Raw genomic sequence first — 26,029 nt, forward strand, 5'->3', positions numbered from 1 at the left:
GCCCCAGGACGGGGCGGGCGCTCTTCGTCATGCGCGATTCACGACGCCACGGGGCACGGGCCCTCGGTGCGTTGGCGAATCGTTTTGGCTGCTGTTACCAATGCTTGGTCTAGAGCCTGGCCGCCTTGCCGATGAGCACGAGTGCAGCCTCGTGCTCACCATCCTCCAACGGAGCCAGCAGCAGTCGCTGGACCTCGGCCACGCCGGCGGCCGAGCGGTGCAGCAGGTCCTGTCCCGCCGGTGAGAGCGAGAGCAGGTTGCGCCGCCCGTCCGAGGGGTCGCGCCGACGCTGCACCAGCCCGCGGCGCACCAGCCGGCTCACCATCTCGGCCATGGTGGCCTTGTCCAGCGAGGCCAGCTCGCCGACCGTGCGCTGGTCGGCACCCGGCTCCAGCTCCAGCGCGTCCAGCACCGCGTACTGCGGGGCCGTCAGCTCGGCACCGACGTGCTCCGACCAGAGCTTGGTGTGCACCTGCTGGCTGACCCTGATCAGGTAGCCGATCGCCCGCTGGGCGTCCAGTATCGGCCGCGCGTCGGTGAAGACGGCGACCGCCGCGGGCTCCAGCCTGGCTATCTTGGCCATCACCCGGACGATCTCGACCTGCTCGTCCGCCGAGAGCGGCTCGAACAGGACGCGCTGCACGCGGACCACACCACCGGTGGCCTCGCGCACCGCCTGGGCGCCGCTCTGCGAGAGAGCGAGCAGCTTGCGCCGACCGTCGGCCGGGTCGCGCCGGCGCAGCACCAGGCCGCGGCGGACCAGCCGCGCGACCATCTCGGCCATCGTGGCCTTGTCCAACGAGGCCCGCTCGCCGACCGTGCGCTGGTCCGCGCCCGGTTCGAGGGCCAGGACCAGCAGCACGGCGAACTGCGGAGCCGTGAGATCGGCTCCGACGTGCTCGGACCACAGCCGGGTGTGAACCTGCTGTGCAACGCGAATCAGGTGACCGGGCGACTGCTGCAGTCGCGCGGACACGCGGGTTGTCGGGATCTCCCCCAGCACCATGTATCCGTCCCGATGTCACACCCGGTGTGTGTGGGACACCCGGGTGGGGCAGTAACGGCGAGTGGGCGTCCAGCTATGAGGGAGGGCGCTCCAGCCGTGCAGCCGGTGGCTGCTGGCGGACACTATACAAACGGCGGGCCCTTGCTGGCAGGCAGGGGCGGATAGTAGACGCAGGTTCGGCAACATTGGCATATTTACGCGCTGCGACACCCTTGCAGTAACCCGTTCTGAGCAGAAAGCCGACCGGTCGGTCCTTACCGACCGTCACCTGCGCCTCTCCGCTCTGGTCGCCCTCCCTACTCGCCGGTAGGGTGTGGCCACCCTCTCCGGGGGCTCCCGGAGGCACTCCCCCGAGAGAGACGAGAGCGAGCATGACCGAGCAGAGCACCGCCCCCCGGGTCGCCGTCGTCACCGGCGCCGCCCGCGGCCTGGGTGCCGCCACCGCCGTCCGGCTGGCCGCCGACGGCTTCGCGGTCGCCGTCCTGGACCTGGACGAGACGGCCGGCAAGGACACCGTCGACCGGATCACCGCCGCGGGCGGCCGGGCCCTGGCCGTCGGCGCGGACGTCTCGGACGCCGAGCAGGTCCAGGCCGCCGTCGACCGGGTGGTCGCCGAACTCGGCACCCCGGTCGTCCTGGTCAACAACGCGGGCGTACTCCGCGACAACCTGCTCTTCAAGATGTCCGAGTCCGACTGGGACACGGTCATGAACGTTCACCTCCGCGGCGCCTTCCTGATGACCCGCGCGGTGCAGAAGCACATGGTCGACGCCGGTTTCGGCCGTATCGTCAACCTGTCCTCCTCCTCGGCCCAGGGCAACCGCGGTCAGGCCAACTACTCGGCCGCCAAGGCCGGCCTGCAGGGCTTCACCAAGACTTTGGCCATCGAGCTGGGCAAGTTCGGCATCACGGCCAACGCGGTCGCCCCCGGCTTCATCGCCACGGACATGACGGCGGCCACCGCGGCCCGGGTCGGCATGGACTTCGAAGACTTCAAGCGGGCCGCGGCCTCTCAGATCCCGGTCCAGCGGGTCGGCCTGCCTGAGGACGTCGCCCACACCATCTCGTTCCTGGCGAGCGAGGGCGCCGGCTTCGTCTCCGGACAGGTGATCTACGTCGCAGGCGGCCCCCTCGACTGAGCACCGAACCTACACAGGGTTACCACGGAGTGGGAAGCCGGGCGGACCGGCCTCCCACTCCGCTTTCTTTACCGGCGCTTTTGCAGAATCATTCGAAGACCACACTGGCATTCGATCCCGAAATAGCGGAAATCACTCCCCGAGGCACCCCACGCGGACCCGATTGTCGATTTCCCGGGAAAATGACAATTACCCCCGGAATGACCCTCCCCGGATGGGTAAGGTCACCCCGTGCAATCCAGAAGTACCCCCGCCCCCATTCCGCGGCAGGGCACAGGGCGGGAGTCGCGGCCGGGGACGGAACGCCGCACCGCCACCACCGGCCCGGGACGCTCCGCGGCCCCCGGCAACGCCCCCGGCCCGATCGGCCCCGGCCACCGCCGACCCGACACCCGTCACCCCGCCGACCGCTCCGCCGGCCACGACCACCGCGACCCGGGCTGGCCGCCGATGGGCCGACGCCAGGCCGCCCTCCTCGCCGCCACCCTCGTCGTCTACCTGCTGGTGGTGGCCGGGGTCCTGCTCAACACCGCCCTGGTCGACCTCGACTGGTCGGTGCGGCTGCTGCGCCCGTACGAACGGTGGCCCCGGCTGGAGCCGCTGCTCGACACCTGGGTGGTCGCCGGGCAGCGCGGTCCCTCGGCGATCGCCGCCTTCGCCTGGCTCGCCTGGCGCGCCCGCCGCCTCGGCCGGCTGCGTCCGCTGCTGGTCATGGCTGTCGCGCTGCTCCTGCTCAACGTCACGGTCGGCGCGGTCAAGATCGTCACTGGGCGGCTCGGTCCGCACTACGCCCAGTACGTCGGCTCCCCCGAGCTCTTCGCCGGGGGCACCATCTTCCCGTCCGGCCACACCGCCAACGCGGTCGTCACCTGGGGGGTGCTGGCCTACCTCGCGGTCCGCTGGCGCCGCACCGGCGCGGTGATCGCCGCCGCCACCGCCTGCTCGATCGGCCTGACCACGGTCTACCTGGGCACCCACTGGGTCACCGACGTGCTGGCGGGCTGGGCCGCCGGACTGCTCGTCCTGCTCTCCCTGCCCCTGCTGGAACCCCTGGTCGCCGCCGCCGAGCACCGGCTGCACCGCCGTTTCGGCCGCCGACCCCCGCCGTACTGGGCCCCACCGGCCCGGGCAGCGGACGCTACCCCTCCCAGCTCCGCTCGACCACGCCGTCCCGCACCGCGAGGTTGAGCCGCCCCTGCCGGTACTCCATGGTCATCAGCTCCCCCGGTTCCAGCACCCGGACCGCGGCCCAGCCGTGCCGCCGGGCCAGCTCCCGGGCCCGCTCGACCCGCAGCCCCGCGTAGCCCTCGGCATCCGCCCCCGCGGCACCCGACCCCACCGCGTCCGACCCCGACATCGTGCCTCCCCCGGCCAGTCCCCTCGGACGTACGCTGGAATCGTAGCCCGACCCACGCGGTCCGGAGGTGAACAGCCGTGCGTACCACCACCCCGCGCCGCTGGCGCAGCGGCACCGAGCCGGCGACCGCCCGCAGCGACCTCAAGCTCCGCTACCTGCTGTCGCTCACCTTCACGCCGCTGTTCATCCTGGCCACGGTGGGCTTCGCCCTCTGGGCGGCCGCCTCGCCGGTCGACGGCGCCCCCAGCCGGGGCACGCTGACCGGCTTCGCCATCGCCTGCGGCCTGCTCTCCCTGTTCGCCGTCGTCGATCTCGTGGTGGTCATCCGGCGCCGCCGGACCGAGCTCTGACGCGGTGTCTCCCACGGAGTGGGAAGTCGGCCCGTCCGACTTCCCACTCCGCGCGTCCGCCCGGGGCCTCAGCGGTTGCCGACCGCCTGTTTCACCAGCGTCCGCCCGAAGTCCCACATCAGCCCGCTGCCCCGGTGGGCCTCGTCCATGATGTCGGTGAAGGCGTCCATGAACCGGTCCACGTCCCGATCGGTGATGATCAGCGGCGGAATAAGTTTGATCACTTCCAGGTGGTCCCCGGACACCTGGGTCAGGATCCGGTGCCGCTGCAGCAGCGGCACCACGACCATCTGCGCGAACAACCCCTTGCGCGCCGCCTGCAGGGCGGTCCACCCGGTGCGCAGCTTGAGCGACCGGGGCCGGCCGAACTCGATGCCGATCATCAGCCCGCGGCCGCGCACCTCGGCGAGCAGCTCGTACCGGTCGACCAGCGCGGTCAGCCGCTCGCGGAAGCGGTCCCCGACCGCGCGGGCGTTCTCCACCACCTTCTCGTCCCGCATCACCTCCAGGGTCGCCAGCCCGGCCGCCATGGCCTGGGCGTTGGACCCGAAGCTGGCCGAGTGCACCAGCACCCGGTCCATCGAGGAGTACACCTTCTCGAAGATCCAGCCCTTGCCGAGCGTCGCCCCGACCGGCACGTACCCGCCGGAGAGCGCCTTGGCCACGCAGACCAGGTCGGGCAGCACGCCGTCCTCGTGCTGGTAGGCGAAGAACTCGCCGGTGCGGCCGATCCCGGTCTGCACCTCGTCGCAGATCAGCAGCGCCCGGTGCTCGTGCAACAGCGCCTGGGCGGCGCGCAGCCAGCCGGGCGGCGGTGCCTGGACGCCCTTGCCCTGGATGGGTTCGACGATCAGGCCCGCGACGTCGCCGCGCTTCAGCTCCTTCGCCAGCGCGCCGATGTCGCCGAGCGGGATGGCGGTGTCGGGGAGCAGCGGGTCGAAGCCTTTGCGGAAGCCGCTCTCCCCGTTGACGGAGAGCGAGCCGGTGGTCAGGCCGTGGAAGGCGTGGTCGGCGTAGAGGATCCGCCGGCGTCCGGTGGCGTACCGGGCGAACTTCAGCGCGGTCTCGACCGCTTCCGTCCCGCTGTTGCCGAAGAATACCCGGTCCAGTCCGGGTGCGTGCGACAGCAGCCGCTCCGCGAGCAGTCCGGGCAGCGGCGAGCAGTCGAAGCGGACCAGGTCCGGCAGGTCCAGGTCCATCACCTGCTGGATCGCCGAGCGCACCACCGGGTGGTGGCGGCCGAGGGCGAAGATGCCGAAGCCGGCCAGCATGTCGAGGTACTCGTTGCCCTCGGCGTCGTAGAAGTACTGGCCCTTGGCGCGCTCGTAGTACTTGTCGAAGCCGATGGTGTGGAGCATCCGGGACAACTGCGGGTTGAGGTAGCGGCTGTTCAACTCGTAGCGCTCACGGCCGCGTTCGGCGATGAGGGCGGCGAGGTCGAAGGCGGGACGGTCGGGGTCAGCCGGCATGGCGCGGGTTCGCTCCTCGGGTCGGCAGCAGGTTCTTGGCGAAGACGGCGGCCTGCGCGGCGACCCCGGTCCCGGTCAGCCCGGCCTCCTCCAGGATCTCCCCGCGCGACGCGTGCCCGAGGAACTCCTGGGGCAGGCCGAGCACCCGAACCGGTACGTCCACGTCGGCGTCGCGCAGCGCCTGGGCGATCGCCGAACCGACCCCGCCGCTACGGCCGTTGTCCTCGACGGTGACCACCAGCCGGTGCGCGGCGGCCAGTTCGGCCAGGGCCGGGTCGACCGGCTTGACCCAGCGCGGGTCGACCACGGTCGCGGTGAAGCCCTCGGCGAGCAGCAGTCGCGCGGCGTCCAGGCAGGCCGGGGCGGTGGTGCCGACGGCGACCAGCAGGATCTCGGCGGGCCGTCCGGTGCGCAGCAGCACGTCCACGCCGCCGATCCGCTCGACGGCCGGCACGGCGGGGCCGACGTTGCCCTTCGGGAAGCGCACGACCGTCGGCGCGTCCTCGACCTCGACGGCCTCGCGCAGCTGGGCCCGCAGCTGGTCGGCGTCGCGCGGCGCGGCGAGCCGCAGACCCGGGACGACCTGCAGGATCGACATGTCCCACATGCCGTTGTGCGAGGCGCCGTCCGGTCCGGTGACGCCGGAGCGGTCGAGCACGAAGGTGACGCCCAGCCGGTGCAGGGCGACGTCCATCAGGACCTGGTCGAAGGCCCGGTTCAGGAAGGTCGCGTACACCGCGACCACCGGGTGCAGCCCGCCGGTCGCCAGCCCCGCGGCGCTGGTGACGGCGTGCTGTTCGGCGATCCCGACGTCGAAGGTCCGCGCCGGGTAGGCCTTGGCGAACGGCGCCAGGCCCACCGGCTGCAGCATGGCCGCGGTGATCGCCACCAGGTCGGGCCGCTCCGTCCCGAGCGCGAGCAGTTCCTCGCCGAACACCGAGGTCCAGGAGACGCCGCCGCTCGGCGAGATGGGCAGGCAGGTGTACGGGTCGATCGGGTTGACGGCGTGGAAGCGGTCGGCCTCGTCCTGCTCGGCGGGCCGGTAGCCGCGTCCCTTGACGGTCAGGCAGTGCACGATGACCGGCCCGCCGAAGTTCCGGGCCTGGCGCAGCGCCTGCTCGACCGCCCCCAGGTCGTGGCCGTCGATCGGCCCGAGGTACTTGAGGCCGAGGTCCTCGAACATGCCCTGCGGGGCGAAGGCGTCCTTGAACCCCTTCTTGGCGCCGTGCAGCGCGTCGAAGATCGGCTGGCCTACCAGCGGGGTGCGTTGCAGCGCCCCCTTGCCGAGGGCGAGGAAGCGCTCGTAGCCCTGGGTGGTGCGCAGGGTGGCGAGGTGGTGGGCGAGGCCGCCGACGGTCCTGGCATAGGAGCGCTCGTTGTCGTTGACGACGATGACGAGCGGCCGGTCCCGGGCTTCGGCGATGTTGTTGAGCGCCTCCCAGGCGAGGCCGCCGGTGAGCGCGCCGTCGCCGATCACCGCGACGGTGTGCCGGTCGTGCTGGCCGAGCAGCCGGGCGGCCTTGGCCAGGCCGTCGGCGTAGGAGAGCGCGGTGGAGGCGTGCGAGTTCTCGACCAGGTCGTGCTCGGACTCGGCCCGCGAGGGGTAGCCGGAGAGCCCGCCCCGCATCCGCAGCCGGGCGAAGTCCTGGCGGCCGGTGAGCAGCTTGTGGACGTAGCTCTGGTGGCCGGTGTCGAAGACGATCCGGTCGTACGGCGAGTCGAAGACCCGGTGCAGCGCGATGGTGAGCTCCACCACGCCGAGGTTGGGCCCGAGGTGTCCGCCGGTGCGGGTGACGGCGTCGATCAGGAAGTCGCGGATCTCGTCCGCGAGCAGCGGGAGTTCGGCCGCCGGGAGCTTGCGCAGCTCGGCCGGCGAGGTGACGCGGGAGAGCAGTGACATGGGTACACCTCGCGACTGGAAGCGGTGCGGTGATGCCTCCGCCCGACTGGGGCGGGAGCCGGCCCGGGCGCGGGGCCCGGGCCGGGGTGCCGACCTGGCGGTCAACTCCCGTCTCAGCGGCTATGGTTGCCGCTGACGGTCTCGGTGATGGCGCGCAGCGACTGCTGCAGCGAGCCCATGGTCGCGAGGACGGCCGTCGGCTCGTAGCCGCAGTGGGCCATGCAGTTTTCGCAGCGCGGGTCCCTGCCGCGGCCGTACTTGCTCCAGTCGGTCTTCTCGACCAGCTCGCGGTAGGTCGGGACGTATCCGTCGGCCATCAGGTAGCAGGGCCGCTGCCAGCCGAACAACGAGTAGTTGGGGATGCCCCAGGGGGTGCACTCGAAGTCGGCCTTGCCCTCCAGGAAGTCCAGGAAGAGCGGGCTGTGGTTGAGGCGCCAGCGCCTGCGGTTGCCGCCGGCGAAGGCCTTGCGGAAGAGCTCCCTGGTCTGTTCGACGCCGAGGAAGTGCTCCTGGTCGGGGGCCTTCTCGTAGGCGTAGGCGGGCGAGATCATCATCTCGTCCACCTTCAGCTCGTCGTTGAGGTAGTCGAGCACGTCGATGACGGTCTGCGGGGTGTCGGTGTTGAAGAAGGTGCTGTTGGTGGTGACCCGGAAGCCGCGCCGCTTGGCCTCCTTGATCGCGGCCACCGCCTCGTCGAAGGTGCCCTCCTTGGCCACCGACTCGTCGTGCCGCTCGCGGAGGCCGTCGATGTGCACGGCGAAGGAGAAGTACGGCGAGGGCGTGAACTTGTCCATCTTCTTGCGCAGCAGCAGCGCGTTGGTGCAGAGGAAGACGTACTTGCGGCGTTCGACCAGCTGGCGGACGATCTCGTCGATCTGCGGGTGCATCAGCGGCTCGCCGCCGGCGATCGAGACCATCGGGGCACCCGACTCCAGGACCGCGCCGACCGCCTGGGCGACGGGCATCCGCTGCTTGAGGACGCCGGCCGGGTGCTGGATCTTGCCGCAGCCCTCGCAGGCGAGGTTGCAGGCGAACAGCGGTTCCAGCTCCACGATCAGCGGGAACTTGTCGCGTCGCTTGAGCAGCTTCTGCTGCATGAGGTAGGTGCCGACCCGCACGGTCTGGCGCAACGGCATGGCCATGGCTAGCTCGCCTCCTGGGGGAGCGTCGAGGATGTCGGGTGGATCAGCTCTGGGGGGCGGGGCGCGAGCGCCTGCCGGGACCAGTCGACGAGGGCGGGCACCGTCGCCCGCAGGGTCCGCCAGGCCCGCACCCCGGCCGGGAGGGTGCCGGGCCGCAGCAGCTCGTGCTCGGGGGTGTCGACCACCACCCGCAGGACGGCCGCGGGCAGCGCGGGCCGCACCTCGCGCAGCGCGGCCAGCACGGCGGCGGCCTCCATGTCGACGGCGAGCGCGCCCTGCAGGTGCAGGGCCCGCCGTTCGATGCCGCGCACCACGTGGTCGGCGGTGTGGTGCACCCCGGTGTGGACGGTCAGGCCGCGTTCCTTCAGCGCCCGGGTGAGCTCCGGCCCGGAGCCGACCGGGTAGAGGTGGCCCTCGGCGTCCCGCACGCCATCGGCCGCGACCACGTCGCCGGGCAGCACGCCCGGGCCGAGCGCGGCGCCGAAGCCGACCACCACGACCGCGCCGTAGGCACCGGGGGCGGAGCCGAGGAGCCGGCGGACGGTGATCCCGGCGCGCCGTCGGCCGACCCCGGTGCGCACCAGCACCGGGGGTCCGCCGGCCGCTCCGCGCCAGTCGCCGCCGCGCAGGGCCCAGACCTCGGGACCCAGCGCGCAGAGCACCAGCAGGGGGGCGGTGGTCACCGCACCGCCCCGATCGCCGGGCTGCCGCCGGCCCGGCCCCCGCCGGTCGCCGGGCTGCCGTGGACGTAGCGGCCGAGCGCGGTGACCGGGAAGACCAGCCGGTACAGGTGGTAGTTGATGGAGAAGTCCCACGGGAAGCCGGTGCCGGTGAACTGCGGCTCGTCCCAGGTGCCCTCGGGCAGCTGGGTGCGCACCAGCCAGTCCGCGCCGCGCTCCACCGCCGGGGTGGCCCGGCCGTCCGGTCCCTCACCGGCCGCGAGCAGCGCCATCAGCGCCCACGCGGTCTGCGAGGCGGTGGAGTCGCCGCGCCCGGCCCAGCGCGCCGGGTCGTCGTAGGAGCGCATGTCCTCGCCCCAGCCGCCGTCGGCGTTCTGCCGGTCCTCCAGCCAGCGCACCGCCCGGCGGATCGCCGGGTGCTCGTCCGGGACGCCCGCCGCGACCAGGGCGGGCAGCACCGAGCCGGTGCCGTAGATGTAGTTGGTGCCCCAGCGGCCGAACCAGGAGCCGTCGGCCTCCTGGTTGCGCAGCAGCCACTCGATGCCGCGCCGGGTCCGGGGGTCGCGGGCGCGGCCGGTCTCCGCGAGCATCTCCACCACGTGGGCGGTGACGTCGGCGGACGGTGGGTCGACCACCTCGCCGAAGTCGCAGAACGGCAGCTTGTTGGGCAGCGTGCTGGTGTTGTCGACGTCGAAGGCACCCCAGGCGCCGTTCTTGGACTGCATGCCGAGGTTCCACAGCACGCCCCGGTCGACCGCCGCGTCGACCTTGGCCTGGTCGGGGTGGGCCACCCGGCGCAGCGCCAGGACCACTTCGGCGGTGTCGTCGATGTCGGGGTAGGTGTCGTTCTCGAACTCGAAGGCCCAGCCGCCGGCGGGGAGCCCGGGGCGCTGGACGGACCAGTCGCCGCGCTTGCGGATCTCCTCGCCGAGCATCCAGTCGACGGCGGAGACCAGCGCCGGGTGGTCGGCCGGCACCCCGGCGTCGGCCAGCGCGACGGTGGCCAGGCAGGTGTCCCAGACCGGGGACTGGCAGGCCTCCATCCAGCGCTTGCCGTCCTCGGTGTGCACGGTGAAGCGGTCGAAGGAGGAGAGCCCGGCCTGCATCACCGGGTGCTCCAGCTCGTAGCCCTCCAGGTGCAGGGCGATCAGCGAGTACACGGCGGGCGGCTGGATCCCGCCCCAGCAGCCGTCGGCCTCCTGCCGTTCGACGATCCAGCGGCAGGCCTGGGAGACGGCGAGTCGGCGCAGCGGGCGGAACGCCCGGTGGTGGTAGGCGTGCAGTGCCTTGTCGAGGCGTTCGAACAGGCCGTCCCAGGTGGTGGCGGGCGCGAGCGGCCGTTCGGGGTAGGGGTCGGCCGGGTCGGTGTGCAGTTCGGTGAGCGGGAAGGGCGCCGGGCGGACGGGCCGGTGGGCCGAGACGACGGTCAGCGGGACGATGGTCTGGCGGGCCCAGCAGCCGAAGGCGTAGATGTTCAGCGGCAGCCACCTGGGCAGGAAGATGATCTCGGGTGGCATCTCCGGCAGGCGTTCCCAGGGCCACCAGCCGAACAGCGCGAGCCAGATCCGGGTGAACACCCGGGCGGCCGCGATGCCGCCGGCGGAGCGGACGTACCGGGCGGCGGTGAGCATGTGCGGGGCGTTCGGGTCGTCACCGGCCAGTCTGAGGGCGACGTACGCCTCGACGGTGGTGGACAGTTCGGGCGGTCCGCCGTGGAAGGTGCCCCAGGTGCCGTCCTCGCGTTGCTGGGAGCGGATCCACTCGGCGGTGGCGTTCGTCTGCTCCTCGGTCCGGATCCCGAGGAACTGCCGGAGCAGTAAATCCTCGGCGTCCATGGTGACGTTGGTTTCCAGGTCGCCCTTCCACCAGCCTTCGGAGGACTGCAGCGAGAGCAGGTGGGTGGTGGCGCGGGCCAGGGCCTCCCGCGGGTCGGCCGGCGGGAGGTCCGCCTGATCGGCCGGCCGCGGCTGGTCGGCGTCCTCGGGCTGCCACCGCCCCGGACCCAGCAGGGCCGGGGGGCGGTCGCCCACCGCGACCGGCTCGGAATCGTACTCAGGGTCGAGCCGGCCGTCCGCGGTTGCTGTCAACGTAACGTCACCTCTCTCGTACCACCACGAATTCGGCGAGTGCGACGAAGTGCTCGCGCACCTCGTCGGACATGGGCACCTCGTCCAGGGCGGCGAGGGCAGTCGTGTGCTGGCGGCGGGCCTCCTCCTGGGTCCATGCGCGACCGCCGGCCTGCTCGATCAGCGCGGCCCGGGCGGCGAGCTCGGGCTCGCTCTCCTCCCCGCGTCCCCGCGGGTCGGCCAGTTCCTCGGCGAGCCGGCGCGAGGCCGGTCCGCCCTCGGCCAGCGCGGCGGCGACCGGCAGGGACTTCTTGCGCTGGCGCAGGTCGCCCCAGTGCGGCTTCCCGGTGACTTCGGTGGCGCCCCAGATGCCGAGCAGGTCGTCCACCGCCTGGAAGGCCAGTCCCAGGTGGTGGCCGTAGCGCTGGAGGGAGTCGGAGACCTTGTCGTCGGCCCCGGCCAGGACCGCGCCGATCGCCGAGGCGGCGGCCAGCAGGGCCGCCGTCTTCCCGCCCTCCATCTCCAGGCACTCCGCGACGGTCACGCTGTCGCGCTGTTCGAAGGCGACGTCCATGGCCTGGCCGTCGATCAGTCGGCGGGTCGCCGTGGTGAGCAGCCGGACGGCGCGCGCGGCGTCGGTGGGACCGGCCCCGCCGGTCACCGCGGCGTCGAGCAGCACCTCCGTGCCGAGCGTCGCCAGGGCGTCGCCGACCAGGATCGCCTGGGCCGGGCCGAAGACCGTCCAGGCGGTGGCCCGGTGCCGCCGGGTCTCGTCACCGTCCATCAGATCATCATGGAGCAGGGAGAAGTTGTGCACCAGTTCAACGGCCACCCCGCCGGGCACCCCCACCTCGGCGGCCGCACCGGCGGCCTGGGCGGACAGCAGCGCCAGCGCGGGGCGCACGGCCTTGCCGCCGTCGCCCGTGACCGCGGTGCCGTCGCGGTCGATCCAGCCGAAGTGGTAGGCCGCGACGGTGTCCATCGGTGCGGCCAAACGGGCGACGGCGGCCCGTAGCGGCGGGGTGCAGAGCGTACGGCTGCGGGCGAGCAGCTCCGGCACCGAGACCGGTTCGGCGTGCGCCGTGCCTCCGACGGCGAAGCCGGTGCGTGACTCCACGTGCGTTCCCTCTCCCTCGTGGTGCCGGACCGCACGGGGCGGCCGGGTGCCGTCGGTGCGGCTGGTGTCGATTCGGGTGGTGCCGGTGCGGGGGACGTCGGTGCGTCCGGTCCGGCCGGTCCCGCTGATTCCGCCGACGCGCTCGACGGTACGCCCGTCGGCTCTGGCGGGCTCTCCGGCGGCGGGGCCCGCCGTCACCTGGGCCACCTCCCGTCGCCGCGGTCGGTCGGCACCCGGGTGCCGGCCGCGGTGAGCGCGGCGTCGGCCGCGGCGTGGCCGCTGCGCACGGCGCCCTCCATGGTCGCGGGCCAGCCGGTGGCCGTCCACGCGCCGGCCAGCAGCAGGCCGGGGACCCGGGTGCGGGCCGACGGGCGCAGCGCCCCGCCGCCCGGGGCCGGGTCGAAGGTCGCGGTGCGCTCGCGCGTGACGAAGAAGTCGAGCACCTCGGCTCCGGCCGCGGCCGGCAGCAGTCGTTCCAGCTCGGGCAGGTAGCGGCGGCGCAGTTCGGCGACCGGCAGGTCGATCTCGTCCTGCGCGGCGGACTGCGAGAGGGCCAGGTACTGGGCGCCCGGGTGGGCCCGGCCGAGTTCGGTCGCGGCCAGGCCGGAGTGCGCGGTGCGGTCGAAGACCCACTGGACCGGTGAGCCGAGGGCGGCGAAGAACGGCCGGCGCAGCAGCTTGCGGTCGTAGATCACGTGCACGTTGAGGATCGGCGCGGTGCCGAACTCCGCCAGGCGCTCCTGCCCCGGGATCGCGTCCGGCGGCAGCAGGGCGGCCGCGGTGTCCTGGGCGCCGGCCAGGACGACGGTGTCGGCGGTGAGCAGTTCCCCGCCCTCCAGGAGGACGGCGTGCTGCGGCGCGGCCGGCTTGAGTTCCGCCACCCGGGCGCGCAGCAGGACCGTCACACCCGCGTGTTCCAGCTCGGCGAGCGCCCGGTCGTGGTGGATCGCGCCCAGCGGGGCGGCGGCGATGCCGATGTCGGCGGCGCCCGGGTCGGAGAGCAGGCCGGTCTGGAACACCTTCGCCGCGAGCGCCATCGACACCTGGTCGGCCCGGGCGTTCAGGGTGGCGACGCCGACCAGGTCCCACAGGGCGGCCTGGGTGGCGGCGTTCTGCCCGTTGCGGCGCAGCCACTCGCCGAAGGAGATCCGGTCCAGCGCCGGGTCGGCGAGGTCCAGGCCCTTCAGGGCGAGCGCGCCGCGGACCACCCGGGCGCGGTCCGCCGGGGACAGGTGCGGGTACCGGGCGAGGCTGGCGGCCAGGTGCAGCGGGACGGGCAGGCCGGCCCGCCGCAGCCGCCCGAGGGTGCGCACGGGTGCGTCCTCGGGCCCGGTGACGGAGAGCACCGGGACGTCGAGGCGCTCCTGCAGGTGGACCAGGCGGGTGGCGCCGAGGCGCTCCAGCAGGCCGCGGTAGGCCGTGCAGCAGCGGAGGTAGACGTGCTGGCCGTTGTCGACGGTCAGCTCGCCGCGCCGGAAGGAGAACGCCAGGCCGCCGAGCCGGGGACGGCCCTCCACGAGGGTGACCCGGTGGCCCGCCTCGGCCAGGCGCAGCGCCGCGGTGATGCCGGCCAGGCCGCCGCCGACCACGACGGAAGCCGGGCGCGCGGCATCGGCTCGCCCGGTCATCGGCCCTCCCCCTCGCAGTCGCTGGACCGCCGGGAGGCGGTCACTGAAGCCGGTACGCGTTCGGTCGACACGGAACTACCCGCACGTGATTCCCCGCTGACACAGCGTGACAGAACTGTCGCGAGAATCAAGAACGCCCCCCGGCGAGCCCGGAAAGCGCCACGTACGCCTTCTCCCAGCCCGGCAGGGAGACCCGGCCGCGCAGCACCGACTCGGGGTCGGCGGCGATCCGGCCGAGCAGCCGGTGGTAGATCCCGGCCATCGCGGCCGTGCAGGCGCGGCTGCGGCGGTCGAGCATCGGCAGCAGCCGCAGGCCCTCCTCGAAGGCGGCCTGGGCGCGGGCGGCCTCGAAGGCCACCAGGCCGGTGAAGTCCGCGCCGACCGGCGGCTTGGGCAGGGCGAAGCCCTGCTCGCAGCCGAACCGGACCAGGTCCTCGGTGGGCAGGTAGGTGCGGCCGTTCAGGGCGTCCTCGCGCAGGTCGCGCAGGATGTTGGTGAGCTGCAGGGCCAGGCCCAGGGTGTCCGCGTACTGCGCCCCGCGCTCGGGGTCGTCGCAGCCGTAGACGCCCAGCGAGAGCCGGCCGATGGCGCCGGCCACGCAGCGGCAGTAGACCTTCAGTTCCTCGTACGTCTGGTACTCGGCGCCCTTGAGGTCCATCTCGACGCCGTCGATGAGCTCGTCGAAGCCGCCGAGCGGGATCGGGAAGCGCCGGGCCGTGTCGGCCAGGGCGACCTTGATCGGGTCGGTGTCGTCCTCGGAGACCGCCCCGGAGCGGACCTCGTCCACCAGTTCCCGGGTGCGCAGCAGTGCCTCGGCCTTGCGGTCGGCCGGGAGGTCGCCGTCGCCGATGTCGTCCACCCGGCGGGCCAGGGCGTACAGGGCCGACATGGCCAGCCGCTTGGGTTCGGGCAGCAACCGGATGCCGTAGCTGAAGTTGCGCGCCTGCAGCCCGGTGACTGCCTCGCAGTACCGGTACGCCGCCATGACCTGGGCCGACGCCAGTGGTGATGCCGCCACGCGGGCGTTCACCTTCCCTTCGCGAAGATGGCCGCCGCCTTCGCTGCGAGGCGGCGCTTGTCCGGCTTCGCCTGCCGGGCGAGCACGTCGTACCCGGCGTCCTCGACGGCAGCCAGGGCCGCGTACCCGCCGGCGGTGAATCCCGCCAGGAGCAGTCGAAGCCTCCCCCGAACCGTACCTACCAATGGTGCGCCGTGATCGAGCAGGGTGCGGGCCCGTTCCGCTTCGAAGGCGATCAGCTCCCGGACCGCGCCGTCGGCGGAGGGGGCGGCGAGGTCGTTTTCGGTGACGCCGAAGCGCTCCAGGTCCTCGGTGGGGAGGTAGATCCGGCCGCGGCGCAGGTCCTCGGCGACGTCCTGCAGGTGTTCGACCACCTGGAGGCCGCTGCAGATCGCGTCGGAGAGTTCGGTCCGCTCGGGGGTGGAGACGCCCGCGATGGCCAGGACGAGGCGGCCGACCGGGTCCGCGGAGAGGGTGCAGTAGCCGATCAGGTCGTCGTAGGTGGCGTAGCGGGCGGTGGTCTGGTCCACCCGGTTGGCCTCGATCAGACGGCGGAACGGTTCGGGGGTCAGGCCGCGCCGGTCGACCAGCGGGACCAGGGCCCGCATCAGCGGGTGGCGGGGGCGGTCGGCGCCGGCGGGGTGCAGTGCGGTCTCGAAGACCCGGTCCAGGTCGTGCTCCAGCCCGTCGAGCAGGGCGAGCCGGAAGGCGGTCTCCTGCGGGGTCGGCGGGCCGGGCTGCTCCGAAGGGGTGGCCGGGGGCGCCTGCTCGACGCCGAGCAGGCGGGCGGTGGCGGCCGGGTCGGCCAGGTCGCCGTCGCCCGCGTCGTCGACGAGGCGGGCGAAGCCGTACACCGCCATCAGGTCGTCGCGCCAGGCCGCGGGCAGGAAGAACGGGGCGACCGGGAAGTTCTCGGCCCCCGCCTTCTCCAGGGTCTGACCCGCGGAACGGTTCACCGGCGTATCACTGGGCTGGGCCGAAGCCGACACTGCTGTCACTCCCCCGTTCTACACCGCTGGGTACCACCGGTCCGACTCGGACACGCGTCCGAGAGCGGGCGTCACGTCCGGCACACCGCCCCCGCGTCCACCAGCCTGACACCGCGGGCCGCGCCGGAGAAGGGCGCCCCGCCTGCCGGGCCGGGCCGCTCACCCCCGCGGCGGCGGCCACCCGGGGTAACGGCCGGGCACGCCGAAGGGCCGGTCCCGGAGGTTCCGGAACCGGCCCTGGTGGCGGGGTGACTCACGCGGCCGTCCGTGGGGCGGCCCACGGTGCTACGGGCGCTCGCCGCGCTCGTAGCGGCCGACGACCTCGTCGGTCGGGCCGTCCATGACCAGCTCGCCGGCCTCGATCCAGATCGTCCGCTCGCAGACCTCGCGGACCGAGTTGTTGTCGTGGCTGACCAGGAAGACCGTACCGGCGGAGCCGCGCAGCTCCTCGATGCGCTTCTTGCTGCGCTGCTGGAAGGCCTGGTCGCCGGTGGCCAGGGCCTCGTCGATCAGCAGCACGTCGTGGGTCTTGGCGGCGGCGATCGAGAAGCGCAGGCGGGCGCCCATGCCGGAGGAGTAGGTGCGCATCGGCAGGGAGATGAAGTCGCCCTTGTCGTTGATGCCGGAGAAGTCGACGATCTCCTGGTAACGCGCCCTCACGTCGGCCGGGGACATCCCCATCGCGAGGCAGCCCAGGACGACGTTCCGCTCGCCGCTGAGCTCGTTCATCAGGGCCGCGTTGACGCCCAGCAGCGAGGGCTGGCCGTTGGTGTAGATGCCGCCCTTCTCGGTCGGCAGCAGGCCCGCGATGGCGGCCAGCATGGTCGACTTGCCGGAGCCGTTGGAGCCGATCAGGCCGATCGCCTCGCCCTTGTACGCGGTGAAGCTGATGCCCTTGACCGCGTGCACCTCGCGCACGCCGGCCCCGCGCTTGCGGCTGAGGATGCGGCTCATCGCCGAGGTGGCGCTGCCCTTGCCGGAACCGGCGCCGTGCACCCGGTAGACGATGTGCACGTCGTCGACGACGACGGTGGGTTCGCGGGCCACGTCCGCGTCCCGGACGCTGTCGCTCTTGCTCAGGTCGGTGTCAGCCACGGCCGTACTCCTCCTCGGCCTTCCAGAAGAAGACGTATCCGATGACGAACATCCCGACGCCCCAGGCGAGGCCGTACGTCCACTGGTGCGGCGGCAGGGACTGGTGGGGGTTCTGGTGCGGGTTGTAGATGATCGGCGCGAAGGCGTGCCGCAGCAGGTCCATGTAGACCGAGGCCGGGTTGATGGCGCAGATCACCTGGATGTAGTGCGGCCACTTGTGGACCCGGTCCTGGATGCTGAACATCACGCCGGACAGGAACATCCACGCGCGCATCACGAACGGGATCAGCTGGGAGATGTCACTGGTCTTGGCGCCGATCCGGGCCATGATCAGCGAGATGCCGGTGTTGAACATCGTCTGCAGGATCAGCGCCGGGACGATCAGCAGCCAGGTCTTGCCCGGGGCGATGCCGCTGGCCAGGACGGTCACGACCAGCACGACCATCGAGATCAGCAGCTGCTGGAGCTGGATCACGGTGAAGGCGATCGGCAGGCTGGCACGGGGGAAGTGCAGCGCCCGGATCAGGCCGAGGTTGTCGGAGATCGCCCGGGTGCCGGACTGCACCGCGTTCTGGGTGAACTGGAAGACGAAGACGCCGATGCAGAGCCAGGCGATGTAGGTGTTCGGCGGGAAGCCGTCCTTGCTCGACAGGATCACGCCGAAGACGAGGTAGAAGACCGCGCAGTTGAGCAGCGGGGTCACGACCTGCCACAGCTGGCCGAGCTTGGCGTCGGTGTACTGGGCCACCAGTCGGGCGGTGGCGAAGGCCCAGATGAAGTGGCGCCGGGCCCAGAGCTGCTTGGTGTAGGCGAACAGACCCGGCCGGGCGCCGCTCACCGACAAGCCGTACTTGTCCGCGAGCTGCTTGGGGGTAAGGCTCGCGTCCACCCCCCTGGGGGTCGAGAGGCTGACGGGTTCACTCACTGTCGACACATTCGTCCTTCACGCGGGATCGGTCGGGGCGGCCGGTCGGCGGGGTCCGCCGGCCTTTGCGCCGATGGGGATCCACTGGGATCTCGGGGGAGCCGGCCGGTGTGTGGTCACCGGCCGCGGCGATCGATCATTCGATCAGATCAGATGATCGGTGGTCGGCCCAGCCTGGTCAGTCGCCAAACGGTACGCCATCGCATGGGCCGTCGCGGACCGCAGGGTTCGCGCCAGCCCGCCCGGAATCCGCCCCACCAGGCCTTCAGCGCCTCGGGGGAGGGGCGACGGGCCAGGGTGAGCAGAAGCCAGGTTCCCAGATAGAGAGGCACCAACAGGGCCGGAAGGTTCCGCCGCGCAAGCCAGACCCGGTTACGGGCCACGTTGTGGAAGTAGGTCGCGTGCCGGGCGGGGGAGGTCGTCGGGTGGTGCAGCACCACGTCGGCCCGGTAGTCGATGGCCCAGCCGGCGTCCGCCGCGCGCCACGCGAGGTCGGTCTCCTCGTGGGCGTAGAAGAACTCGGCGGGCAGCTGGCCGGCCCCCTCGAACACCTTGCAGCGCACGGCGCTCGCACCGCCCAGGAAGGTGGTCACCCGGGACGAGCGCAGCGGGTCGCTGGCGCGCAGCCGGGGGACGTGCCGGCGCTGGGTGACGCCGGTGTCCGGGTCGGCGATCCGGAACGAGACGATGCCCAGCTCCGGGTCGGCGGCGAAGGCCTCGCGCAGCAGGCGGGCGGAGTCGGTGCGCGGCAGGTGGCCGTCGTCGTCCAGGAAGAGGACGGCGTCCACCTCCTCGCCGTCCCGGCCGAACAGCTCGATGCCGACGTTGCGGCCGCCCGGGATGCCGAGGTTCTCCGGCAGCTCGACGCTGCGCACGCCCTCCGGCAGCGGGGGCAGCGGGGCACCGTTGGCGACCACGGCCAGCTCGACCGTCGGGCCCTCCTGGGCGCGGACGGACTCGATCAGGGCGTTGAGCTCGGCGGGCCGGTTGCCCATGGTGATGATCACGGCGCCGAGGCGGACGTTCTCCGCACTGGTCACGGCGGTCACCGCAGCCTGCTCGACAGGACGATGCTCAGCAGGTGCAGCACGGTCTGCAGCATGGCGATCGCCGCCAGGACGACCACCGCGAGCCGGGTGAAGAACAGCCCGCCGTGCACGGCGTCGGCGACCCCGGCCGCGAGGATGAACAGCGAGGCCTCGACCGCGCCGACCAGGCGGTGGAACTTCAGCAGCGAGGCCGCCCGGCGGGCCTTGGCGACGGTGGCCGAACGCGGCACCGAGGCGCTGTCCTCGACGGCCGTCAGGCCGCTGCGGGCCCGGGCCACGTCCACCAGGTCCGTCTCGGACTTGATCAGGATCGCGCCGAGCGCGGCCAGCGTGCCGAGGAAGGCCCACTCCCAGTGCGAGCCGCCGCCCTCGCGGTGCAGCAGGTCGGTGGCGCGCAGACCGAGGCCGGTCAGCAGGGCCGCCTCGGACATGTAGTGGCCGACCCGGTCCAGGTAGACGCCGGTGAGCGAGGTCTGCCGGCGCCAGCGGGCCACCTCGCCGTCCACGCAGTCCAGCAGCAGGTAGACCTGGATCAGCAGGGCACCCAGGACCGCGCCCACGATGCCCGGCACGATCAGCGCGGCGCCCGCCAGGACGCCGGTGAACATCATCAGGTAGGTCAGGCCGTTGGGCGTGATCGCCGTCACGGTGGAGAGCACGCGGGTGATCCGCAGCGAGATCTTCCGCATGTACAGGCGCCCGGCCCAGTGCTCGGCGCTGCGGCGCTGGAGCATGCCCTCCGGGTGGATCACCGCGCGCAGCTCCTCGATCGAGGGCCGGCGGGTCAGGTCCACCGGGGGCCGTTCGGCGCCCGCGGTGGAGGGGTCAGCTGTTGACGGCTTGGACATAGTCGGCGTACGCGTCCCTGATTGCGGAAGGGGAGAGGTCGAGGTGTTCGAGGATGGTGAAGCGCCCCGGGCGGGTGTTCGGGGCGTAGTTCACCGCTTCGGTGAACTCCGCCTCGGTGAAGCCGATCTGAGCCGCGGTCACCGGCAGCCCGTGGCTCGCCAGGCGCTCCACGATCAGACCGGACAGCTCGCGCTCGCCCCGCAGGAAGCTGGCGAACGCGGCACCGAGGCCGACCTGTTCGCCGTGCTGGGCGGACCGCTTGGGATACAGCACGTCCAGGGCATGCGAGATCTCGTGGCAGGCGCCCGACGAAGGCCGGGTGCTGCCCGCGATGTTCATCGCGATGCCGGACAGTACCAGGGCTTCCGCGAGGGCTGTCAGGAGGTCCTGATCCTGAGTGTTTCCTGGGTGCCGCAGCAGGTTCTCACCGGCCGAGCGGGCCATCGCGACGGCCAGTCCGTCCACCGGCTCACCGGTGACCGCGTGCGACAACTCCCAGTCCGCGCAGGCCGAGATGTTGGAGACGACGTCGCCGATTCCGGCCGCCACGAAGCGCGCCGGGGCCTGCCGGATCACGTCCAGGTCGACGATGATGCCGATCGGGCTGGGCACCCCGTAGGAGCCCCGCCCGGCGTCGTTGTCGAGGGTGGAGACCGGCGAGCAGATGCCGTCGTGGGCCAGGTTGGTGGCGACCGCGACCAGCGGCAGGCCGACCCGGGCCGCGGCGTACTTGGCGGCGTCGATGATCTTGCCGCCGCCGAGGCCCACGATCGCGTCGTAGTGCCCGCCGCGCATCGCCTCGGCCAGGCGCACCGCGCTGTCCAGGCTGCCGTCGTCGACGTTGTACCAGTCGGCGCCGGGCAGGGCCGGCTCCAGGCGCCGGCGCATGGCCGCGCCGGATCCGTTGCTGATCGCCACCGCGATCCGGCCCGAGGCCGACAGGCGCTGGTCCGCGAGGATCCCGCCGAGCGCGTCCAGCGCACCCGGTCGGATCTCCACGAACAGCGGCGACGGGACCAGCCGGGTCAGTACTGGCACGCGATCTCCCGTGCCTTCGCCAGGTCGTCGTGGTTGTCGACCTCGACCCAGGAGACCTCGCCGATCGGCTGGACGTCGATCCGCAGGCCGCGGTCGACCATCTCCTGGTAGCCGTCCTCGTAGTACAGCTGGGGGTCGCGCTCGTAGGTGGTGCGCAGCGCGTCGGTCAGGTCGGCGGCGGCGGCGGGGTTGATCACCGTGACGCCGATGTACTCGCCGCTCGCCTCGGAGGGGTCCATCAGCTTGGTGATGCGGCGCATGCCGGCGGCCGGGTCGACGACGACCTTCATCTCCTCGTCGGCGAGCTTCTTCACCGTGTCGAGGGCGAGCAGGATGCCCGGGGCGGTGCCGGCGTCGATCAGGCGCTGGTTGCCCTCCAGCATGGTGCGCTGGACCGAGGCGGGGTGGACGGTGTCGCCGTTGGCCAGCAGCAGGCCCTCACCGAACAGCTCGCGGGCGCACCAGAGCGAGTACGCGTTGTTCCACTCCTCGGCCTTGTCGTTCTCGACCAGGTGGAGCTTGACGCCGTACTTGCCCTCCAGGGCGTCCTTGCGGTCGTACACCGCCTCCTTGCGGTAGCCGACGACGATCGCGGCCTCGCGCAGTCCGACCTCGGCGAAGTTGCCGAGGGTGAGGTCCAGGACGGTCCGCTCCCCGTCGACCGGCACCAGCGCCTTCGGCAGGGTGTCGGTGTACGGGCGCAGCCGGCGGCCGGCGCCGGCTGCCAGAACGAGGCCGATCATGCGGGGTCTCCTGATCCGTCGTGCTGTGCGCGCGGGCCGTGCCGAAGGGCGGCGGCGCTGCTTCGCCGGACCGGTGTGCGACCGGACCGGGCAGCGGCGCGCCGGTGCCGGCACGGATCCGGGCACCGTGTCGTATGTGATGGTAGGCGACTCGGACGACCGGCCCGAACGCGCCCGGAGACGGAACGGTGACGGAGCGGTGACCGGGGGCCGACGCCCGGGTGCGGGAGGCGGTTCCGGACGGGCGGTTCCGGGCCGGGGCGGGGCATGGCCTGGCGGGGTGAGGCGGGACGGACCCGTCGAACGGCCGCCGAACGCACGTCGAACGGTTCTGCGACGATCGTGACCCTTATGGGGGCTTCCCGGATCCTTCTCTGCCCGGATTCCGACTCCTCCGAGTCATGATCCGCCCGGTTGTGCGTGGGACCCCTACCCGGCGCCACCCATACGGCAGACTGGATGCCGACGCCGGCGCCGGTGCCCCCGCTGCGTCCGCCGCGCGCCACCCGGTGCGCCGGACGCACCCGATGCTCCCGTTGCTCCCGCCCCCGGAAAGAGGCCCCATGCCCCAGAGTCTGCCGACCGACCCGACGCACTTCACCGCCGAGATCGACACCGGTCTCGACGTGGAGGCCGATGTGTCGGTCGCCCCTCCGGGCGACTCGGCCGCCGGCACCGAGATCCTGCTGGAGCTGGTCGACGACGAGGGCGTCACCATCGGCACCGCCGAGAAGCACTGGGCCCACCAGCAGCCGGGCCGGCTGCACCGCGCCTTCTCGGTGTTCCTCTTCGACCGCCAGGGCCGCATGCTGCTCCAGCGCCGGGCCCTCGGCAAGTACCACTCCCCCGGCGTCTGGTCGAACACCTGCTGCGGCCACCCCTACCCGGACGAGCCGCCCTTCGTCGCCGCCGCCCGGCGCACCGCGGAGGAACTGGGCGTCGCCCCGGCACTGCTCTGCGAGGCCGGCACCGTCCGCTACGACCTGCCGGACGAGGCCTCCGGGCTGATCGAGCGGGAGTGGAACCACCTCTTCGTGGGACTGGTCACCGCCCCGGTCGAGCCGAACCCCGACGAGGTGGACGACTTCGCCTTCGTGACCGCGCAGGAGCTGCGGGAGCTGCGGGCCGAGCGGCCGTTCTCGGTCTGGTTCGAGACGGTCTTCGAGGCCGCGCTGCCGGGGATCCGGGAGATCGCCGGGCGGGACTGGTAGGCGCTTCCGGTGCCGGGCCGAAAGGGCGGTCGCCGGTGCAGGGCCGGCGGCCGGGGCCGGACCGGTCTCGGCGCGCCGTGCGGGGCCGGTCGCCGGTCCCCTCGCGCCGGCCGCCGCGGCGGACCGGTCAGCGGTCGGGCTCCGGGGGGACGGGCAGCGAGGCCCAGATGACCTTGCCGCCCTCCCCGGTCCGCTCGACGTCGCACACCCCGCCGGCCTGCAGCGTGACGCTCTTCACCAGCAGCAGGCCGCGCCCGCCGGTGCGCGCGGTGTCGTTCTCCAGCGCCTTCGGCCGGTACGGATCGCCGTCCTCGACCGAGACCCGCACCCAGCCCCCGCGCACCGACAGCTCGGTGACCACCTCGGGCGACAGCTCGGCCGCGTGCGTCACCGCGTTGCTCACCAGCTCCGAGACGATCAGCAGCAGGTCGTCCACCAGCTCCTGGTAGCGCACCCCGGCCATGCCCTGGGCCAGCAGGCGGTCGCGCACCGCGTGCCGGGTGAGCGGCACCGAGGCCTCGGCGGCGGGTACCGGGAAGCGCCACACTCCCTCGGCGGGGCCGTCCGCCGGACCGGCCGCCGGGCCGCCGGGCGCCGCGGCCGGGCCGCCGGGCGCCGCGACGGCACCGCCCCCGTCGTCCCCCGGCCTGCCGCGTCTCGGTTCGGCCTCCGCCGTCCCGCTGATCTGCTCCACGTCCAGCCGCCCTTCGTCCGCGACCCGGGAATCAGGCGATCCGCTCATGGCGCCCTCGGTCCACAGAGGCTAGGAGAGCCGTCGCGACGGCTGTGGCACCGTCGACAACTTGCCCGTGTCGGACCGATTCCGGCCGGAACCGATCGCGGCTGGTAGCGGAGTCGACCGGTTCCTTCGCGGTCGTCATCGGTTCGGACGGGGTTCGAGCGCGTTCGCCAGCCGTACCAACCTGTGCGGCGGCCTCCCCGGCGGCCCGGGCGGGCTCCCACCCCCGTCCGCACCGCAGGCCGCACCGCGGGCCGGGCACCGGGGTGCGGGCAGCGGGGTGCGGGCCCGAGGAACCGCAGGTGAGAAGCACTCCAGAACCCTGGTAATGTTCTCTCTGTCGCCGAGGGGGCGAGAGAAAAACCCCCGAAGCACACACCCTGTCCGGGTGGCGGAATGGCAGACGCGCTAGCTTGAGGTGCTAGTGCCCTTTATCGGGCGTGGGGGTTCAAGTCCCCCCTCGGACACAGCCGAATTCCCCGTGGGATCCGAAAGGAACCCACGGGGAATTTCTTTTTCCCCGGACGCCCCCGGGACGCTCTCCGAGCACCTCCCCGGCCCGCTTCCCCCGATTGATCTCCGCCGGCCCCTGGCCACCACCGCCGTGATGGCGTGGCGCCGGTCTCTCCACGGGGGTCCGCCGGTCCGGAAACCGGACACGAGATGGCAACGATCGAACGGTTTGAGCTTCCTCTGAGGTATTCGCCCGTTTTTGGACCATAAGCTGCTGTGCGTTTGTCCGGAATACCGACTCAAAACCGCAAAAACACCGACACCACCCGATGAGCCCCGAGCGAAAGGACCGATACGTTGAGTGAGACCGAATCCTCGACGGCATCACACCAGAACTACCGCCGATCGCTCGGCACGATCAGCCTGACCGCGGTCGGGCTGGGGTCGATCATCGGATCCGGGTGGTTGTTCGGTGCCGAGCGCGCCGCCAAGCTCGCCGGGCCGGCCTCGATCCTCGCCTGGGTGATCGGCGCCGCGGTGGCCCTGACCATCGCCCTCACCTACAGCGAGCTGGGCTCGATGTTCCCCAAGGCCGGCGGCATGGTCCGGTACGGCCAGTACTCGCACGGCTCGCTGGCCGGCTACCTGGCCGCCTGGGCCAACTGGATCGCCATCGTCTCGGTCATCCCGGGCGAGGCCACCGCCTCCGTCCAGTACATGAGCTCCTGGCACTTCGGCTGGGCGAAGGGGCTCTACAACGGCCAGGAGCTCACCCTCAGCGGTGTGGCGCTCGCCAGCGTGCTGCTGCTCGTCTACTTCGCCCTCAACTGGTTCGCGATCACCCTGTTCGCCAAGACCAACACGGCGATCACCGTCTTCAAGGTCATCGTGCCGACGCTGACCGCCGGCGCACTGCTCCTCGCGCACTTCGACTCCGCGCACTTCACCGACCACGGCGGCTTCGCGCCGAACGGCTGGAGCGCGGTCTTCACCGCCGTCGCGGTCTCCGGCATCGTCTGGGCCTTCAACGGCTTCCAGTCGCCGCTCAACCTGGCCGGCGAGGCCAAGGACCCCGGCAAGTCACTCCCGAAGGCCGTCATCGGCTCGATCCTGATCGCCCTGGTGATCTACGTCGCGCTGCAGATCGCCTTCCTCGGTGCCATCCCGGCCGCCGATCTGTCCAACGGCTGGAGCAGCCTCTCCTACACCTCGCCGCTGGCCGACCTGGCCATCGCCTGGGGCATCAACTGGCTGGCCATCCTGCTCTACGCGGACGCATTCGTCTCGCCGTCCGGCACCGGCATGATCTACGCCGCCACCACCTCGCGCATGATCCACGGCGTGCAGGAGAACGGCCACCTGCCGAAGATCTTCGGCAAGGTCGACGCCAAGACCGGCATCCCGCGCCCGGCGCTGGTGCTCAACCTGGTGGTCGCCTTCCTCTTCCTCGCGGTCTTCCGCGGCTGGGGCTCGCTGGCCGAGATCGTCTCGGTGGCCACCGTGATCTCGTACATCACCGGCCCGGTCGCCGTCATGGCACTGCGCCGCCTCGCCCCCGACCTGCCGCGGCCGGTCCGGCTGCGCGCCATGCCCGTCATCGCCCCGGTCGCGATGGTCTTCGGCTCGCTGGTGCTGTACTGGGCCCGCTGGCCGCTCACCGGCAAGGTCATCCTGCTGATGGCCGCCGGTCTGCCGATCTGGGCCTGGTACGAGCTGCGCAAGCCGTTCGCCGAGCTCAAGCCGCACCTCATGGCGGGCGCCTGGATGGTCGCCTACCTGTTCGTGATGGCGGGCGTGTCCTGGGCCGGCAGCAGCGACTTCGGCGGACACGGGTACCTGCCGGAGGGCTGGGACCTGCTGATCGTGGCCGCGATCGGTCTCGCGTTCTACTACTGGGGCGTCGCCAGCGCCTGGGCCAACCCCTCGCTGGCCGCCGTCCGGCAGGAGATGGCGGACGCGGAGCACGCCGGGGACGCTCCGGCGCCGGCCACGGCGGACGAGCTCTCGCGGGTCTGATCCCGCGCTCACGGCGCCGCGCCGACGGCGAGGTGTCGCAGGCCGAAGGG

General features: G+C 72.4%; 23 protein-coding genes and 1 tRNA gene. 6 read left to right on the forward strand and 18 right to left on the reverse strand.

Features of this window, described 5'->3' with window-relative positions:
• Nucleotides 1–109: 109 nt before the first annotated feature.
• Nucleotides 110–976: a MarR family winged helix-turn-helix transcriptional regulator gene (locus ACFV04_RS05625; RefSeq protein ID WP_380342371.1), complete on the reverse strand. Its 867-nt coding sequence runs from the start codon at nucleotides 974–976 to the stop codon at nucleotides 110–112.
• A gap of 401 nt (nucleotides 977–1,377) precedes the next feature.
• Between ACFV04_RS05625 and fabG the strand changes: the two genes are divergently transcribed.
• Entirely contained in the window at nucleotides 1,378–2,145 is a 768-nt protein-coding gene (gene fabG, locus ACFV04_RS05630; protein ID WP_380342369.1) for a 3-oxoacyl-ACP reductase FabG, read from the forward strand.
• Nucleotides 2,146–2,376: 231 nt separating this feature from the next.
• Nucleotides 2,377–3,333 carry a phosphatase PAP2 family protein gene (locus tag ACFV04_RS05635; RefSeq protein ID WP_380342367.1) on the forward strand — a complete coding sequence of 319 codons (957 nt, stop codon included), beginning with the start codon at nucleotides 2,377–2,379 and terminating at the stop codon, nucleotides 3,331–3,333.
• Here ACFV04_RS05635 and ACFV04_RS05640 read toward each other — a convergent pair.
• Nucleotides 3,284–3,502, reverse strand: coding sequence for an I78 family peptidase inhibitor (locus ACFV04_RS05640; RefSeq protein WP_360249868.1), 219 nt, complete (start codon nucleotides 3,500–3,502; stop codon nucleotides 3,284–3,286). The two genes, ACFV04_RS05635 and ACFV04_RS05640, sit on opposite strands and share 50 nt — an antisense overlap.
• Before the next feature lie 77 nt (nucleotides 3,503–3,579).
• Between ACFV04_RS05640 and ACFV04_RS05645 the strand changes: the two genes are divergently transcribed.
• Nucleotides 3,580–3,852, forward strand: a complete 273-nt coding sequence (locus tag ACFV04_RS05645) for a DUF6343 family protein (protein WP_360249871.1) — start codon at nucleotides 3,580–3,582, stop codon at nucleotides 3,850–3,852.
• A 68-nt stretch (nucleotides 3,853–3,920) separates the two neighbouring features.
• On the opposite strand, the gene ACFV04_RS05650 is transcribed toward ACFV04_RS05645, so the two are convergent.
• The 15 genes from ACFV04_RS05650 to ACFV04_RS05720 form a co-directional block, all read right to left on the reverse strand.
• Complete coding sequence (locus ACFV04_RS05650; RefSeq protein WP_380342364.1) at nucleotides 3,921–5,321, reverse strand: aspartate aminotransferase family protein; 1,401 nt, start codon at nucleotides 5,319–5,321, stop codon at nucleotides 3,921–3,923.
• Entirely contained in the window at nucleotides 5,311–7,221 is a 1,911-nt protein-coding gene (gene dxs, locus ACFV04_RS05655) for a 1-deoxy-D-xylulose-5-phosphate synthase (protein WP_380342362.1), read from the reverse strand. The genes ACFV04_RS05650 and dxs overlap by 11 nt, the downstream gene beginning before the upstream one ends.
• 113 nt (nucleotides 7,222–7,334) lie before the next feature.
• Complete coding sequence (gene hpnH, locus ACFV04_RS05660; RefSeq protein WP_380342359.1) at nucleotides 7,335–8,363, reverse strand: adenosyl-hopene transferase HpnH; 1,029 nt, start codon at nucleotides 8,361–8,363, stop codon at nucleotides 7,335–7,337.
• Between the two features lie 2 nt (nucleotides 8,364–8,365).
• Complete coding sequence (locus tag ACFV04_RS05665; RefSeq protein ID WP_360249880.1) at nucleotides 8,366–9,046, reverse strand: 1-hydroxy-2-methyl-2-butenyl 4-diphosphate reductase; 681 nt, start codon at nucleotides 9,044–9,046, stop codon at nucleotides 8,366–8,368.
• Nucleotides 9,043–11,130 (reverse strand): squalene--hopene cyclase, encoded by a 2,088-nt coding sequence (shc, locus tag ACFV04_RS05670; RefSeq protein ID WP_380342356.1) that lies wholly within the window; start codon nucleotides 11,128–11,130, stop codon nucleotides 9,043–9,045. The genes ACFV04_RS05665 and shc overlap by 4 nt, the downstream gene beginning before the upstream one ends.
• A gap of 7 nt (nucleotides 11,131–11,137) precedes the next feature.
• A complete protein-coding gene (locus ACFV04_RS05675; RefSeq protein ID WP_380342354.1) occupies nucleotides 11,138–12,226 on the reverse strand; it encodes a polyprenyl synthetase family protein in 1,089 nt (362 codons plus the stop codon).
• Nucleotides 12,227–12,420: 194 nt separating this feature from the next.
• Nucleotides 12,421–13,854, reverse strand: a complete 1,434-nt coding sequence (hpnE, locus tag ACFV04_RS05680; RefSeq protein WP_380527037.1) for a hydroxysqualene dehydroxylase HpnE — start codon at nucleotides 13,852–13,854, stop codon at nucleotides 12,421–12,423.
• 127 nt (nucleotides 13,855–13,981) lie between these two features.
• Nucleotides 13,982–14,839, reverse strand: coding sequence for a presqualene diphosphate synthase HpnD (gene hpnD / locus ACFV04_RS05685; protein WP_380342421.1), 858 nt, complete (start codon nucleotides 14,837–14,839; stop codon nucleotides 13,982–13,984).
• A 41-nt stretch (nucleotides 14,840–14,880) separates the two neighbouring features.
• Nucleotides 14,881–15,828, reverse strand: coding sequence for a squalene synthase HpnC (gene hpnC, locus ACFV04_RS05690; protein ID WP_380527039.1), 948 nt, complete (start codon nucleotides 15,826–15,828; stop codon nucleotides 14,881–14,883).
• 318 nt (nucleotides 15,829–16,146) lie between these two features.
• Nucleotides 16,147–16,956: an ABC transporter ATP-binding protein gene (locus ACFV04_RS05695; protein ID WP_380342346.1), complete on the reverse strand. Its 810-nt coding sequence runs from the start codon at nucleotides 16,954–16,956 to the stop codon at nucleotides 16,147–16,149.
• A complete protein-coding gene (locus tag ACFV04_RS05700; RefSeq protein WP_380342343.1) occupies nucleotides 16,949–17,890 on the reverse strand; it encodes an ABC transporter permease in 942 nt (313 codons plus the stop codon). The genes ACFV04_RS05695 and ACFV04_RS05700 overlap by 8 nt, the downstream gene beginning before the upstream one ends.
• Nucleotides 17,891–18,030: 140 nt before the next feature.
• A complete protein-coding gene (locus tag ACFV04_RS05705) occupies nucleotides 18,031–18,876 on the reverse strand; it encodes a glycosyltransferase (protein WP_360250638.1) in 846 nt (281 codons plus the stop codon).
• A 50-nt stretch (nucleotides 18,877–18,926) separates the two neighbouring features.
• Nucleotides 18,927–19,664, reverse strand: a complete 738-nt coding sequence (locus ACFV04_RS05710) for a CDP-alcohol phosphatidyltransferase family protein (RefSeq protein ID WP_380342418.1) — start codon at nucleotides 19,662–19,664, stop codon at nucleotides 18,927–18,929.
• Nucleotides 19,665–19,755: 91 nt separating this feature from the next.
• Nucleotides 19,756–20,817: an iron-containing alcohol dehydrogenase family protein gene (locus tag ACFV04_RS05715; protein ID WP_380527041.1), complete on the reverse strand. Its 1,062-nt coding sequence runs from the start codon at nucleotides 20,815–20,817 to the stop codon at nucleotides 19,756–19,758.
• Nucleotides 20,805–21,560 carry a phosphocholine cytidylyltransferase family protein gene (locus ACFV04_RS05720; protein WP_360249898.1) on the reverse strand — a complete coding sequence of 252 codons (756 nt, stop codon included), beginning with the start codon at nucleotides 21,558–21,560 and terminating at the stop codon, nucleotides 20,805–20,807. Before ACFV04_RS05720 ends, ACFV04_RS05715 begins: the two co-directional genes overlap by 13 nt.
• Nucleotides 21,561–22,123: 563 nt before the next feature.
• On the opposite strand from ACFV04_RS05720, the gene idi reads away from it, so the two are divergent.
• A complete protein-coding gene (gene idi / locus ACFV04_RS05725; protein WP_360249901.1) occupies nucleotides 22,124–22,771 on the forward strand; it encodes an isopentenyl-diphosphate Delta-isomerase in 648 nt (215 codons plus the stop codon).
• 127 nt (nucleotides 22,772–22,898) lie between these two features.
• Here the strand turns inward: idi and ACFV04_RS05730 are convergent, their stop codons facing one another.
• On the reverse strand, nucleotides 22,899–23,513 hold the full coding sequence (locus ACFV04_RS05730) for an ATP-binding protein (protein WP_380527043.1): 615 nt from the start codon (nucleotides 23,511–23,513) through the stop codon (nucleotides 22,899–22,901).
• A gap of 379 nt (nucleotides 23,514–23,892) precedes the next feature.
• Between ACFV04_RS05730 and ACFV04_RS05735 the strand changes: the two genes are divergently transcribed.
• A tRNA-Leu gene (locus tag ACFV04_RS05735) sits at nucleotides 23,893–23,977 on the forward strand.
• A gap of 343 nt (nucleotides 23,978–24,320) precedes the next feature.
• Nucleotides 24,321–25,979 (forward strand): APC family permease, encoded by a 1,659-nt coding sequence (locus tag ACFV04_RS05740; RefSeq protein WP_380342336.1) that lies wholly within the window; start codon nucleotides 24,321–24,323, stop codon nucleotides 25,977–25,979.
• Nucleotides 25,980–26,029 lie beyond the last annotated feature (50 nt).

This window comes from Kitasatospora sp. NPDC059599 (genome assembly GCF_042735125.1).
GTDB lineage: Bacteria > Actinomycetota > Actinomycetes > Streptomycetales > Streptomycetaceae > Kitasatospora.

Coding starts and splice junctions, on each gene's coding strand:
- fabG (WP_380342369.1), top strand. CDS start 1,378: ATGACCGAGCAGAGCACCGCCCCCCGGGTCGCCGTCGTCACCGGCGCC.
- ACFV04_RS05640 (WP_360249868.1), bottom strand. CDS start 3,502: ATGTCGGGGTCGGACGCGGTGGGGTCGGGTGCCGCGGGGGCGGATGCC.
- ACFV04_RS05650 (WP_380342364.1), bottom strand. CDS start 5,321: ATGCCGGCTGACCCCGACCGTCCCGCCTTCGACCTCGCCGCCCTCATC.
- dxs (WP_380342362.1), bottom strand. CDS start 7,221: ATGTCACTGCTCTCCCGCGTCACCTCGCCGGCCGAGCTGCGCAAGCTC.
- hpnH (WP_380342359.1), bottom strand. CDS start 8,363: ATGGCCATGCCGTTGCGCCAGACCGTGCGGGTCGGCACCTACCTCATG.
- hpnE (WP_380527037.1), bottom strand. CDS start 13,854: ATGACCGGGCGAGCCGATGCCGCGCGCCCGGCTTCCGTCGTGGTCGGC.
- hpnD (WP_380342421.1), bottom strand. CDS start 14,839: ATGGCGGCGTACCGGTACTGCGAGGCAGTCACCGGGCTGCAGGCGCGC.
- ACFV04_RS05705 (WP_360250638.1), bottom strand. CDS start 18,876: ATGGGCAACCGGCCCGCCGAGCTCAACGCCCTGATCGAGTCCGTCCGC.
- ACFV04_RS05710 (WP_380342418.1), bottom strand. CDS start 19,664: ATGCTCCAGCGCCGCAGCGCCGAGCACTGGGCCGGGCGCCTGTACATG.
- ACFV04_RS05720 (WP_360249898.1), bottom strand. CDS start 21,560: ATGATCGGCCTCGTTCTGGCAGCCGGCGCCGGCCGCCGGCTGCGCCCG.
- idi (WP_360249901.1), top strand. CDS start 22,124: ATGCCCCAGAGTCTGCCGACCGACCCGACGCACTTCACCGCCGAGATC.
- ACFV04_RS05730 (WP_380527043.1), bottom strand. CDS start 23,513: ATGAGCGGATCGCCTGATTCCCGGGTCGCGGACGAAGGGCGGCTGGAC.